At 68.9% G+C, this 12,468-nt stretch carries 11 protein-coding genes; 5 read left to right on the top strand and 6 right to left on the bottom strand.

Going from position 1 to position 12,468, the window contains the following annotated elements:
• Both OG254_RS16355 and OG254_RS16360 read right to left on the bottom strand, forming a co-directional pair.
• A complete protein-coding gene (locus OG254_RS16355; protein WP_405582376.1) occupies positions 1-1,851 on the bottom strand; it encodes an SCO2524 family protein in 1,851 nt (616 codons plus the stop codon).
• A gap of 85 nt (positions 1,852-1,936) precedes the next feature.
• Positions 1,937-2,731: an SCO2525 family SAM-dependent methyltransferase gene (locus OG254_RS16360; protein WP_405582379.1), complete on the bottom strand. Its 795-nt coding sequence runs from the start codon at positions 2,729-2,731 to the stop codon at positions 1,937-1,939.
• Positions 2,732-2,911: 180 nt separating this feature from the next.
• Between OG254_RS16360 and OG254_RS16365 the strand changes: the two genes are divergently transcribed.
• A complete protein-coding gene (locus OG254_RS16365; protein ID WP_351187465.1) occupies positions 2,912-3,439 on the top strand; it encodes a GNAT family N-acetyltransferase in 528 nt (175 codons plus the stop codon).
• A gap of 83 nt (positions 3,440-3,522) precedes the next feature.
• Complete coding sequence (locus tag OG254_RS16370) at positions 3,523-5,004, top strand: alpha/beta hydrolase (protein WP_405582382.1); 1,482 nt, start codon at positions 3,523-3,525, stop codon at positions 5,002-5,004.
• 26 nt (positions 5,005-5,030) lie between these two features.
• Here the strand turns inward: OG254_RS16370 and OG254_RS16375 are convergent, their stop codons facing one another.
• The gene (locus OG254_RS16375; protein WP_405582385.1) at positions 5,031-6,164 is read right to left on the bottom strand and encodes an abortive phage infection protein; all 1,134 of its coding nucleotides are present in this window, start codon (positions 6,162-6,164) and stop codon (positions 5,031-5,033) included.
• A 140-nt stretch (positions 6,165-6,304) separates the two neighbouring features.
• Between OG254_RS16375 and bla the strand changes: the two genes are divergently transcribed.
• The 3 genes from bla to OG254_RS16390 are packed head-to-tail and all read left to right on the top strand — an operon-like array spanning position 6,305 to position 8,680.
• Positions 6,305-7,165: a class A beta-lactamase gene (bla, locus tag OG254_RS16380; protein ID WP_405595020.1), complete on the top strand. Its 861-nt coding sequence runs from the start codon at positions 6,305-6,307 to the stop codon at positions 7,163-7,165.
• Between the two features lie 58 nt (positions 7,166-7,223).
• Positions 7,224-7,748, top strand: a complete 525-nt coding sequence (locus OG254_RS16385; RefSeq protein ID WP_405582387.1) for a SigE family RNA polymerase sigma factor — start codon at positions 7,224-7,226, stop codon at positions 7,746-7,748.
• Entirely contained in the window at positions 7,745-8,680 is a 936-nt protein-coding gene (locus OG254_RS16390) for a hypothetical protein (RefSeq protein WP_405582389.1), read from the top strand. Before OG254_RS16385 ends, OG254_RS16390 begins: the two co-directional genes overlap by 4 nt.
• Positions 8,681-8,747: 67 nt before the next feature.
• Here OG254_RS16390 and OG254_RS16395 read toward each other — a convergent pair whose 3' ends face one another.
• From OG254_RS16395 to OG254_RS16405, 3 genes are all read right to left on the bottom strand, one after another.
• Positions 8,748-9,164, bottom strand: a complete 417-nt coding sequence (locus OG254_RS16395; protein WP_405595022.1) for a helix-turn-helix transcriptional regulator — start codon at positions 9,162-9,164, stop codon at positions 8,748-8,750.
• 180 nt (positions 9,165-9,344) lie between these two features.
• Positions 9,345-11,738 carry an ATP-binding cassette domain-containing protein gene (locus OG254_RS16400; RefSeq protein ID WP_405582391.1) on the bottom strand — a complete coding sequence of 798 codons (2,394 nt, stop codon included), beginning with the start codon at positions 11,736-11,738 and terminating at the stop codon, positions 9,345-9,347.
• Positions 11,739-11,809: 71 nt separating this feature from the next.
• Positions 11,810-12,220, bottom strand: a complete 411-nt coding sequence (locus OG254_RS16405) for a VOC family protein (RefSeq protein WP_351187477.1) — start codon at positions 12,218-12,220, stop codon at positions 11,810-11,812.
• Positions 12,221-12,468 lie beyond the last annotated feature (248 nt).

Here is a 12,468-nt window from a genome sequence, read left to right on the forward strand (position 1 = left end):
TCACACTCCCCGGTCCGCGGCCTCGCGGGCACGGGCGAGCGAGTCGAGCTGCCCCAGCACGTCGAGCGTCAACGCGTAGGCCGTACCCGGCTGTTCGTCCACCAGGCTGCGGGCGCGGCGCAACTTGACCTCGATGTTCCTGAGCTGCATCCCGTGCCGGCCGGCGTCCGAGGGCGCGGGTTCCATCTGTTCGTTGCCCAGCAGATGGGCGGACTCACTGAGCAACGCCCTTGCGAGCTCGGTGAGTTCGAGGCTGCGGATCGGGGGCTGGCGGTACATGTCGTGCGCCTGGACCATCACCTCGGTGACCCGCTCGGTGATGCTCCACGACACCGGTACGCGCCGTTTGTGGATCTCCGCCTCGGGATAGGCGGCATGGACGTTGTCCCACAGGCCGGCGCCCTCGCCGTCGCGGATACGGCGGCGCCACATGTGGTCGAAGATGTCCTCGGCGAGCCGGAGCAGCCGGTCGTGCGAACCGAGGTTGCGCGACAGCGTGCACAGCTGGACGGTCCGCTTCAGCAGCTGGGCGGAGAAGTCGGTCATGGCCCAGGTCATGGGCGGTCCGAGCCGCTCGCTGCCCTGCAACGGCAGGGCGACGCCCATGTTGTGCAACTCGTGGACCATCGGGTCGTCGCGGGTCATACGGCTGGTGATACGGCCGCGCTCGGCGAGCCGCTCCATGACGCCGACGGTGCGGGTGAGGTCGTCGTCGGTGGCCCGGCGGCGCATCAGGTCGTGCACGAGGATGGCCGCGACGGACAGGGAGAAGTACTCGGACTCCAGCTTCTGTCCCGTCGTACGCCAGGGGATGTCCTCCAGGGGCCAGCGGTCGTCGTCGAAGCGGGCGATCCGGGACCAGTACTGCTGGGTCAGTTCCCACCGCAGCCGCAGCGCCTCGGCGAGCCGCTGCTGTTCGGTGTTGAGCAGGCCGAGGGTGAGGGTGCGGTCGGAGAAGAGGTCCTGGATACCGTCGAGGGCGACCACGGTGAAGTACAGGTACGGCACCGAGTTGGCGACGCCCTCGGGCTGCGGTCCGACCGGTTCGGTGGTCTCGACCTCGGGCGAGTCCTTGACCATCGTCCAGGCCCAGCCGCACTCGAAGAGCTGGTTCTCGTCCTTGAGGCCCTCCTGGACGTCGATGCCGAGGTAGACGCTCTCGACGATCGCCGCGCGTAGCGCACGGAAGCGGCTCTGGAACTTGTTCAGCACCTGGCGCTGCGACATCCGCCCCTGGCCGAGGAGTTCGGAGAGCGTGCGGCCCTGGGACGAGTCGGTGTCGAAGACGTTGACGACGAAGGAGCGCAGCAGGCTCACCATGGCGGCGGTCAGCCGGTTGCTGGTGGCCTGGCGCAGCTCGGCGATGGTGTCCCGGACGTCGCTGCGCTTGGTTCTGGTCTCGTAGATCTTGAGGAAGCCGAGCGTGGCGAGGCACAGGGTGATCGACATGGAGAAGGAGTCGACCACGCCGACCCGGCGCTGTTCCTCGGTGACTTCCCTGGTCTTGTCCGCCGAGCCGAAGTAGTAGCCCCCGGAGAAGGTGGGCCGCTTGTCGTCACCGGTGTGCGTGCTCATGAACTGGGCCGCGGCCGTGACTAAGTTGGCCGGGATGTCCAGCCGTCCGCCGGCCTTCTTCAGAACCTGCTGGACGTCCTCCTGTGTGGTGTCCGGGTCATCGAGCCGGAACGCGGGGATCTCGGTTGCCGGGTACAGCAGGCACAGCAGCCGCTCGGCGTCGGCCACACTGCTCTCTCCGCCCCATTCGCCCCATTCCCACTCTCCCCCGTCGAAAGAGTGACGGGCGACTCCCTGCCAGATGTCCAGCAGATGCTGGCGTGGCTTGATCTGCATCCCATGCCCCTCGCACAGACCGCACTGCCATCAGTTGAGGAATATCCCTCTTCTGTTGTGAAGATTCACTGCGATGATTCACCGATCACCCGATCGGAATGATCGAGTCCGAATTGTTGCGCCATCCGTAGGCGACGATCATTCCGGAATATCCGTCGCGCACTTCGGCCTCGGATGAGAGCCGTTGGACCTTGAAGTCGCCCACGAACGGCTCAAGACTCGCGCGCACCTCGGATTCTCCCACGTCACATGCCGGGAAGAAATGCTCACCCGCGTGATAGCCCTTCGAATGTTCCATGAAGGCGGCCGCGAAGGGCGCGCCGGGGGCCAGGGCCCGCATGAAACGCTCGACGCCGAGCCTGAACTCCTGGTGGGACGAGGTCATCGACTCGGCGACGAAGAACATGGTCCCCATGGACCACCGCCGCTCGTACCGCGCGAGGTCGAAGAGGTCGCCCTGCTCGACGGAGACGACCTTGCCGAACCTCTCACGCGGGTCCATACCAAGGGAGTTGTACGCCTCGTGCTCGCACAGGGCGGTCCAGAACTGGTCCCAGTTACGGTCGTAGGACTCGACCTGGCTTCTGAGGTAGCCGACGTTCGCCGACGAGCGCTCGAAGAGCATGATCTCGTCGCACCACGGCATCATGGAGAGCGCGGGATAGAGATTGGCGCCCGCACCCACATCGATACCGGAGACGGGGCCGCTGCCCTGCTTCCGGAAATGATCGCCGAAATGATCCCGTACCATGTGCAGGATCTCCGCGTCCTCTGCCTGTAAGTCGCGGTAGTTGTGATCAACGTAGGCGATCGGGTCGAATGCCGCCCAGCGCACCTCAGCGTTCTTCAACTGGACGCCCCCCGACGATCTATGGGTCATTCACTCACGGTACCAAAGGAAGGCGCACTGGGAGCGCGTCGAGGCATAAGCATCTCGCACTCTTGAACCACCGGATTGCCCTGCTCAAGATGGGCGGATCTCCAACTGAGCACCTGAAACGGCGGGCAACGGGTGCTCACCCGCATGAGTGACTCCATTCCATCACATAGGGGGCAGTTGATGGCTGTACCGGAGGAACGTTTCCCTCTTCTGGGTCACCGCACTGACCAGGCGTTCCTCGCCGACAGCAGTGATCGGCCGCTGACCATGAGGGGCGTCACCGATACGGACCTGCCCGAACTCCTCCGGGTCGACCGGGAGGTCTTCCCGGACGATCCGTACCCCTACTTCGTGCTGCGTCAGCACATCGACGTGCACGGCGACCGGATCCTCGTCCTCGACGACGGGGAGTACCTGCACGGCTATGTCCTCTTCGTGACCACCTCCGACGGCTATGTGTGCTGGGTGCTGAGCCTGGCCGTCAGCGCCGACCAGCGCGGGCGGGGGCTGGGCAAACGGCTGATGCTGGAGGTGCTGCGCCAGCTGCGCAGAGAGCGGGTGCACGAGGTGCGGCTGACCGTGGAGCCGACCAACGCCGCGGCGATCATGCTCTACCGCACCCTGGGCTTCGCCGCCGAGGGTGGCGTGCACCGGGACTATCTGGGACCCGGGGAGGACCGGCTCATCATGGTGCTGGGGCTGGCCTAGTGGTCGTATGGGGGTAATCCCCAGGAGCGATAGGGGAGTTGCCCGGATGTGACGCTCCGTGAAGGTCGGTCAGGCTGCTGTGCATGAAGCAGATCACGAAGAGTGCCGCCCTGATCGCCGCCGCCTCCGGAGTCGTCTTCGGAATCGTGACCCCGCTCACCGCGTCCGCCACCGGCGCGCCCGCGCCGCTGAAGTGGACCAAGTGCGCGGGCGAGGGGCTCGATCCGCGCCAGCAGTGCGCGACCCTGTCCGTGCCCATGGACTACGCCGACCCCGGCGGTCCGAAGATCGACATCGCCGTCTCCCGGATCCCGAGCGAGAAGCCGTCCGCCCACCGGGGCGCGCTGCTGCTGATCGCCGGCGGGCCCGGCGGGGACAGCATCGCCGACCCGTCCGGCAAGGGGCAGAAGCTGCCGCAGAAGGTGCGCGACACCTACGACCTGATCGGATTCGCCCCGCGCGGCAACGCGCCCTCCACACCGGTCAGTTGCGACATCGACCACGACGACCTGTCGGTGGCGAAGCGGCTGCCCTGGCCCGCCCCGGACGGCTCCGTCACCGAGAACATGGCGCAGGCCCGGCGCATGGCGGACGCCTGCGCCCGTAACGGCGGCGAGCTGATCAAGCACATCAGCACCCTCAACAACGCCCGGGACATCGACAGCATCCGGGCCGCTCTCGGCGAACACAAGCTGTCCGCCTGGGGCGTCTCCTACGGCACGTACATCGGCGCCGCCTACACCGAGCTGTTCCCGCAGCGCACCGACCGGATCGTGCTGGACAGCAGCGACAACCCCGACCCCGTGCAGGCGGAGCGCGCGTGGCTGCGGGCGTTCGAGGTGGGCGTCGAGGACAACTTCCCCGAGTTCGCCAAGTGGGCGTCCAGGCCCGGCAACCCGGACCGCGTCGCCGGCACACCGGCCGAGGTGCGCTCGCGCTTCCTCGCCCTCGCCGCCCGCCTGGACCGCGAGCCGATCCCCTGGCCCGGAGCCAACCCGGCGGAGCTGAACGGCAACGTGCTGCGCCAGACCATGCTGAGCAGCCTCTACGACCCCGACGACTACGGGGTTCTGGCGAAGCTGATGCCGGCCGCGGAGCAGGGCACGCTGCCGCCGGCGCCGCCGAGTCCGCCCGAGGAGGCCATGCAGAACTACATGGCGGTCGGCGCGGGGACCATCTGCAACGACGCCGCGTGGCCGAAGTCGGCGGCCGTGTACGAGAAGGGTGTCGCCGAGAGCCGGGCCAAGTATCCGCTCACGGCGGGCATGCCGAGGAACGCACTTCCGTGCACCTCGTGGCCGTGGGCGCCGCGGGAGGCTCCGCTGCGGGTGTCGGACCGGGGGCCGTCGAACGTGCTGATGATCCAGAACGAGCGGGATGTGGCTACGCCGTTGAGTGGTGCGTTGAAGCTGCGGGATGCCTATGGCAGGCGGGCCGTGATGGTGACCGTCAACTCGACGGGGCACGACTCGTATCTGGACAACGGCAACGCGTGCGGTGACGCTGCCGTGTCGCGGTACCTGGAGACGGGGAAGCGGCCGGGGCGGGACCTGTACTGCGAGTGAGGGGTTGGGTGCCGGGTGCGGCGCCCCTAAGGGTGTTGTGCGTAACGGTGTTGCAAGGCGCGGTACGCCTCCTTCGGTTCCCAGTGCCAGTCCGAGTTCGGGTCGTTCGGGTTGTTTCTGATCGGCTTGGTGATGGCGTAGCTCGCCAGGTCCAGGTCGTAGCGGGGGTTGTCGGGGCGGTGGGGGGCGTCGGGGGTGACGAACTCGAAGGCCATCGCCGCGTACAGGTTCATCGACTCGAAGACGTCCAGCAGATCGGTCAGGTAGGCGGCCTGTGTGCGCTCGCTGCGCACCGGGTCGCCCTTGATCTCGTTCGGCTCCTTCGTGTAGTCGACGATGCTCCAGCCCATGCCGCCCGCCTCGGGGGCGCCGACGTACGCGCACGTGCCGAACTCGGTGATGGCCAGGGGCTTGCCCCAGCGCAGATAGCGGCGCAACTCACGGACGTAGTCGCTGTGTTGGCGGAAGGAGGAGTAGTAGTCGATGCCTACGACGTCGAACAGGTTCCAGTCGACCGGCTCGAAATCCTCGTCCTGGGCGGCGGCGTAGCTGAGGCGGCCGTGGAAGACGGAGCGGCCGACGGTGGCCGCCTTCGCGGTGAAGCGGGCCAGGCGGCGCTGCATCTTCGCCATGTCGACGGTGCCCTTTTGCAGGTTCTCGACGCGCTCCAGGACCGTCTCGCCCGGGATGATCCCCGGCACGAACAGCCAGAACTCGCAGCCCACGCTGAAGTCGACGCTCGCGCCGTGGTGCCGCAGCCGTTCGGCGAAGCGGCCGCACTCCGCGATCGAGTCCAGGATCTCCCGCTCCGGCACGTCCCCGAGGGTCGGCTGGAGCCAGACGTGCAGCCCGCGTTCGGCGGCCTCGGCGGCGGTGGCGACGAGGCGGTCGACGCCGTCGCCGGTGACGTCGATCGTGTCGGCGTGCAGGTCGTCGCGGATGACGCGGACGTCCCTGCGCATCCGGGCGGCGCTCCATGCCGTCCCCGGGGTCTCGCCCGCCCCCACGGTGTAGACGACGCCGCGGTGCTTCAGTCCCCAGCGCTTCGGTCCTCCCCCGGTCGCTGCGGCCTGCGACGCCGGCAGCACCGCCCCCGCCAGTCCGACGGCCGCGGCCCCCGCGAGAAAGCGTGCCCGGCTGATCCCCTCGGTGTTCTCCATACGGCCACTGTGGCGAGCGCGCACGCCTTTGACCGTCGGCCGATGGTCTACGACACCGCAACCAAGGGATGACATACGGCGTCGATCACTGAAGAGATCGTCATCATCCGTCAGACGAAATCCGAGCGAAGGAGACCGAGATCTTAGGCCGACGCACCCTGCTCACCGCAGGCACCGCCACCGCCGCAGCACTCCTCACCGGCGCACCCGCCCATGCCACCACCGACCGCCTGAGCGAACTGGAGCGACAGCACGGCGCCCGCCTGGGAGTGTTCGCGTACAACGTCCGCACGAAGAAGACCGTGACCCACCGTGCCGACGAGCTCTTCCCGATCTGCTCGGTGTTCAAGCCCCTGGCCGCCGCGGCCGTCCTGCGTGACCTGGACCGACATGGCGAGGTGCTCGCCAAGCGGATCCACTACACGGCGGCCGACCTGGTGGACAACTCCGACAAGACCAAGGAAAACCTGGCCACCGGCATGACCGTCGGTGAACTCGCCGACGTGGCCATCCGGTTCAGCGACAACACGGCGGGCAACCTGCTGCTGCGCGAGCTCGGCGGCCCCACCGCCGTCACCCGATTCGCCCGCTCGCTCGGCGACCGGGTGACCCGCCTCGACCGCTGGGAGACCGAGCTCAACTCGGCGGAGCCGTGGCGCGTCACGGACACCACGAGCCCGCGTGCCATCGGCCGCACCTATGCCCGGCTGGTCCTCGGCGACGCCCTGAACCACCGCGACCGCGACCTCCTCACACACTGGCTGCTGAACAACACCACCAGCACCAACCGCTTCCGTGCGGGCCTGCCCCCGACCTGGGCGATCGCCGACAAGACCGGCGGCGGCTTCTACGGTGCCAACAACGACGTGGGCATCGCCTGGACCGAGGACGGCACCCCGCTCGTCCTGGCGGTCCAGACGACGCTGCCCGAGCAGGACGCCAAGTACGACCACGCCCTGATCGTGGAGACGGCGAAGCTGCTCGCCGAGACTCTCGTCTGACGCACCGGGCAACCGATTCCTCGCTTCCGGTGGTCTGGAGGGCGAGGGAGGGTGCTTGATGCAGGCCGAACAAGAGGCCCAGTTCCAGGAGTTCGTCAGAGCGCGGTGGTCCCACCTGGTGCGGACCGCGTATCTCCTCACCGGCGACCCGCACCATGCCGAGGACCTGACGCAGACGGCGCTGGCGAAGGCATACCGCTCATGGCGCCGGGTGGCGCGTGCCGACAACCCCGAGGCCTACGTCCGGCGGATGCTGGTCAGCTGCAACAGCGACCGGTTCCGCAAGAGGCGGGTCGCCGAGGCGCTGACGGCCGCGCCACCCGAGCAGGCGGGGCGCGACGAGGGCTACGCGGGCGTCGACGAGCGCGGCGCGCTGCTCGGTGCGCTGGCCCAACTGCCGCCCAAACAGCGGGCGGTGGTCGTCATGCGCTACTGGGAGGACCTGTCGGAGACGGAGGTCGCCGAGGTGCTCGGCTGCTCCGTCGGGACGGTCAAGAGCCAGGCGTCGAAGGGGCTGGCGAAGTTGCGTACGTTTCCGGGGCTTGCCCGGATGACTCCGTCCGGGCAGGGAGGCAGCAGGTGAACGACGACGAGCAGCGGCAGGAAGCGGACGGCGAGCGGGACTTCGAGGAGCGGCTGCGGGAGTTGCTCGCCGAGGACGCGTACACGATCCGGCCCTCTCCGGCGCCGTTTCCGGCGATCCGGAAGCGGGGCGTGGTCGAGCGGCGGCGCCGGGTGGCCGCGGCGGGGGCGGCGCTGGTGACGCTGGCGGCGATGCCGGTGGGGGCGTACGCGATCGGGGGCGGGGATGCGGGCGGGACCACGGCGACGACACCGACGCCCTCGGCCAGCGCCTCGCGGACCCCCTCGCCGACGCCGTCCCCGACCCGGCCCGCGCGGCCCGCCACAGCGGGGCAACTGCTGGACGGGATCACCTTCGAGCAGGCGGCCGACGGCCTGGAGAGCTGCCTGGACTACAGCCGGTCCGGACCCACGCACCCGGGCGACACCGACCTGGGCACGGCCGACGGCTACCGGATCATCCTGGCGATGAACAGCACAGGCGACTCCAACGCCCCCGGCGACGGCATGTACGTCGTCGCGGTGAAGGACGAGCCGCAGCCGACCCGGCTGATCTGCACCATCAGGGACGGCGAGGCACAGGGCCTGAACACCAGCGTCGGCAATGACGCCGACGTCATCCCGGACGAGGGCCCGGTGTTCACCGACCCCAACGGCGGCAAGCTCTACCAGCAGTCGATCATCGACCGGGGCAACTGGAAACTGCCGTTCCGCTGGGGGCTCATCGGCACGGTCAAGCCGTCGGTGGCCAAGGTGACGGTCTCCTACGGGAACTCCAGCAGCCAGGCGGTCCTCGACCACGGCTGGTTCGTGGCGTCCGGCGTGCTGAACGAGCAGGTCACCCTGGCACCGCACATCAAGGGCTACGACGCCGACGGCAAGCTGCTCTACGACTCCGACGACGACAAGTACTACCAGCGGACCCTGCCGTAGCGGCCGGTCCCGCGTGGAACCGACGGGCCGGGGGCGCCGCACAGGGGACGGCGCCCCCGGCCCGTCGTCACGACGGCTGTGCCTTGCTCGCCGGCACCGCTCCGTTGACCGCGGCTGCCAGGCTGAACGGCGCCTCCCGGTTCCTGAGCGGCCGGGTCACCTGCTTCGCCACGCACGACGGGATCCCGGCCGCCGCGTCCGTCTCCTGGCGCCGGTAGGCGCTCGGCGACATGCCGACCAGCTCCGTGAAACGCGTACTGAAGGTGCCGAGCGACGAACAGCCCACCGCGAAGCACACGTCGGTGACGCTGAGGTCGCCCCGGCGCAGCAGCGCCATCGCGCGCTCGATGCGCCGCGTCATCAGGTAGCCGTACGGCGACTCCCCGTAGGCGGCCCGGAACTCACGGCTGAGGTGCCCCGCCGACATGTGCACGCCCCGCGCGAGCGCCTCGACGTCCAGCGGCTGCGCGTACTCCCGGTCCATCCGGTCGCGGACGCGCCGCAGCGCGACGAGGGTCCGCAGGCGCTGTTCCTCGGATGTCGAGTGGCTCGGGCTCACACCCGCATCTTCCCGGGCGGTCTCCCACCGCGTCCACTCCCGTGCCTGACGGGAGCGGGACGCGAGCAGGGCCATCACAGGTGCTGAGGTCAGACACATCGCCGCTCAGCCGCCGACGTAGGCCGCGAGGTGCTCACCGGTGAGGGTGGAGCGCTCGGCGACGAGGTCGGCGGGGGTGCCCTCGAAGACGATCCGGCCACCGTCGTGACCGGCGCCCGGGCCGAGGTCGATGATCCAGTCGGCGTGCGCCATGACGGCCTGGTGGTGCTCGATGACGATGACCGACTTGCCGGACTCCACGAGCCGGTCCAGCAGGCCGAGGAGCTGCTCGACGTCGGCGAGGTGCAGACCGGTCGTCGGCTCGTCGAGGACGTACACGCCGCCCTTGTCGGCCATGTGGACGGCCAGCTTCAGCCGCTGCCGCTCACCGCCGGACAGCGTGGTCAGGGGCTGGCCGAGGGTGAGGTAGCCGAGCCCGACGTCCGCCATCCGCTCGACGATCCTGTGCGCGGCCGGGATGCGGGCCTCGCCCTCGCGGAAGAACTCCTCCGCCTCGGTCACCGACATCGCGAGCACCTCGCTGATGTCCCGGCCGCCGAAGTGGTAGTCCAGCACCGACGCGTCGAACCGCTTGCCCTCGCAGTCCTCGCAGGTGGTGGCGACACTCTGCATGATCGCCAGGTCGGTGTAGATGACCCCGGCGCCGTTGCAGGTGGGGCAGGCGCCCTCGGAGTTGGCGCTGAACAGGGCCGGCTTGACGCCGTTGGCCTTGGCGAACGCCTTGCGGATCGGCTCCAGCAGTCCGGTGTACGTCGCCGGGTTGCTGCGCCGGGAGCCGCGGATCGGCGTCTGGTCGACCGACACGACACCCTCCGGCGCCGGGATGGAGCCGTGGACGAGCGAGCTCTTGCCGGAGCCGGCGACGCCGGTGACCACGCACAGCACGCCGAGCGGGATGTCGACGTCGACGCCCTGGAGGTTGTTGGCGGTGGCGCCGCGGATCTCCAGCTTGCCCTTGGGCTCGCGGACCGTCTCCTTGAGCTTGGCCCGGTCGTCGAGATGCCGCCCGGTGACGGTGTCGCTCTTGCGCAGCTCTTCGAGGGTGCCCTCGAAGCAGACGGTGCCGCCCGCGGTGCCGGCGCCGGGGCCCAGGTCGACGACATGGTCGGCGATGGCGATGGTCTCCGGCTTGTGCTCCACCACGAGCACCGTGTTGCCCTTGTCCCGCAGGCGCAGCAGCAGGTTGTTCATGCGCTGGATGTCGTGCGGGTGCAGACCGATGGTGGGCTCGTCGAAGACGTACGTCACGTCGGTGAGCGAGGAGCCGAGGTGGCGGATCATCTTGGTGCGCTGCGCCTCGCCGCCGGAGAGGGTGCCGGAGGCGCGGTCGAGGGAGAGATAGCCGAGGCCGATCTCCACGAACGAGTCGAGGCTGTGCTGGAGCTTGGCGAGCAGCGGCGCGACGGAGGGCTCCTTGAGCCCCCGGACCCACTCCGCCAGATCCCGGATCTCCATGGCACACGCGTCGGCGATGTTGACCTTGTCGATCTTCGAGGAGCGGGCCGCCTCGCTCAGCCGGGTGCCGTCGCAGTCGGGACACTGGGCGAAGGTGACCGCCCGGTCCACGAAGGCCCGGATGTGCGGCTGCATCGACTCGCGGTCCTTGGACAGGAAGCTCTTCTGGAGCTTGGGGATCAGGCCCTCGTAGGTGAGATTGACCCCGTTGATCTTGACCTTGGTGGGCTCGCGGTAGAGGAAGTCGTGCCGCTCCTTCTTGGTGTACTGCCGGATCGGCTTGTCCTTGTCGAAGAAACCCGACTCGGAGATGACCCGCACGACCCACCCGTCCCCCGTGTAGGTGGGGATGGTGAACGGATCCTCGGACAGCGACTTGGTGTCGTCGTAGAGCTGGGCGAGATCGATGTCGGAGACCCGTCCCCGGCCCTCGCAGTGTGTGCACATGCCGCCGGTGCGGCTGAAGCTGACCTTCTCGGTCTTGGTCTTGTCGGCACCGCGGTCGATGGTGAAGCCGCCGCTGGCGGAGACCGAGGCGACGTTGAAGGAGTACGCGGCGGGCGGGCCGATGTGCGGCTTGCCGAGGCGGCTGAAGAGGATGCGGAGCATCGCGTTGGCGTCGGTGGCGGTGCCGACGGTGGAGCGGGGGTCGGAGCCCATGCGCTGCTGGTCCACGGTAATCGCGGTGGTGAGCCCGTCGAGGACGTCGACCTCGGGCCGCGCGAGATTCGGCATGAACCCCTGCAGGAAGGCGCTGTAGGTCTCGTTGATCAGCCGCTGCGACTCGGCGGCGATCGTGTCGAACACCAGCGAGCTCTTGCCCGAGCCGGAGACGCCGGTGAACACCGTCAGCCGGCGTTTCGGGATCTCGATGCTGATGTCCTTGAGGTTGTTCTCGCGCGCGCCGTGCACGCGGATCAGTTCGTGGCTGTCGGCAACGTGCGGCTCGGAGGACTGCGGGTCCGTACTCGTGGCCGTGCTCATCGTGAGGTCTCCATCTACAGCTCGGTCGGGAACGTTGCCGGTCGGCGTGGGGCTCGCCGGGATTTCGTCGGTCAGGCCCGCGCCTGGATACGGATCAGGTTGCCCGCGGGGTCGCGGAAGGCGCAGTCGCGGATGCCGTACGGCTGGTCGGTCGGCTCCTGGACGACCTCGGCGCCGGTCGCCTGCACCTTCTCGAAGGTGTCATCGACGTTCGAGGTGGCCAGCAGGATCCAGCCGTAGGTGCCCTTGGCCATCATCTCGGCGATGGTGCGGCGTTCGTCCTCGGTGATTCCGGGGTCGGCGGCGGGGGGTGCGAGGAGGATGGACGTGCCGGGCTGGTCGGCGGGGCCGACCGTGATCCAGCGCATTTTGTCCTGACCGACGTCGGTTCGTACCTCGAAGCCGAGGGCGTCCCGGTAGAAGGCGAGGGAGGCCTCCGGGTCGTCGTGCGGAAGAAAAGTGGCGTGAATACTGATGTCCATGCCCGTCACGCTAGCCGTGGCGCGGGGGCAACGCTTCTCGATTCCTGACCGGCGTCAGCACCGCCCTTTTTTCGCCCCCGCCGCCCCTACCCGTCCCATCCTCTGGGGCTCCGCCCCAGACCCCGCTCCTCAAACGCCGGAGGGGCTGAATTTCAGCCCGTCCGGCGTTTGAGGACGAGGCCCCTTCAGGGCCGAAGCGGGGGTCCGGGGGCGGCAGCCCCCGGGGACGGGACGGGTAGGGGCGGCGG

It is taken from the genome of Streptomyces sp. NBC_01092 (genome assembly GCF_045039535.1).
GTDB lineage: Bacteria > Actinomycetota > Actinomycetes > Streptomycetales > Streptomycetaceae > Streptomyces.

What these genes read in the sequence shown, in the direction of transcription:
- OG254_RS16355 (WP_405582376.1), bottom strand. Translation starts at nt 1,851, where the DNA reads ATGCAGATCAAGCCACGCCAGCATCTGCTGGACATCTGGCAGGGAGTC.
- OG254_RS16360 (WP_405582379.1), bottom strand. Translation starts at nt 2,731, where the DNA reads ATGACCCATAGATCGTCGGGGGGCGTCCAGTTGAAGAACGCTGAGGTG.
- OG254_RS16365 (WP_351187465.1), top strand. Translation starts at nt 2,912, where the DNA reads ATGGCTGTACCGGAGGAACGTTTCCCTCTTCTGGGTCACCGCACTGAC.
- OG254_RS16370 (WP_405582382.1), top strand. Translation starts at nt 3,523, where the DNA reads ATGAAGCAGATCACGAAGAGTGCCGCCCTGATCGCCGCCGCCTCCGGA.
- OG254_RS16375 (WP_405582385.1), bottom strand. Translation starts at nt 6,164, where the DNA reads ATGGAGAACACCGAGGGGATCAGCCGGGCACGCTTTCTCGCGGGGGCC.
- OG254_RS16385 (WP_405582387.1), top strand. Translation starts at nt 7,224, where the DNA reads ATGCAGGCCGAACAAGAGGCCCAGTTCCAGGAGTTCGTCAGAGCGCGG.
- OG254_RS16395 (WP_405595022.1), bottom strand. Translation starts at nt 9,164, where the DNA reads ATGGACCGGGAGTACGCGCAGCCGCTGGACGTCGAGGCGCTCGCGCGG.
- OG254_RS16400 (WP_405582391.1), bottom strand. Translation starts at nt 11,738, where the DNA reads ATGAGCACGGCCACGAGTACGGACCCGCAGTCCTCCGAGCCGCACGTT.
- OG254_RS16405 (WP_351187477.1), bottom strand. Translation starts at nt 12,220, where the DNA reads ATGGACATCAGTATTCACGCCACTTTTCTTCCGCACGACGACCCGGAG.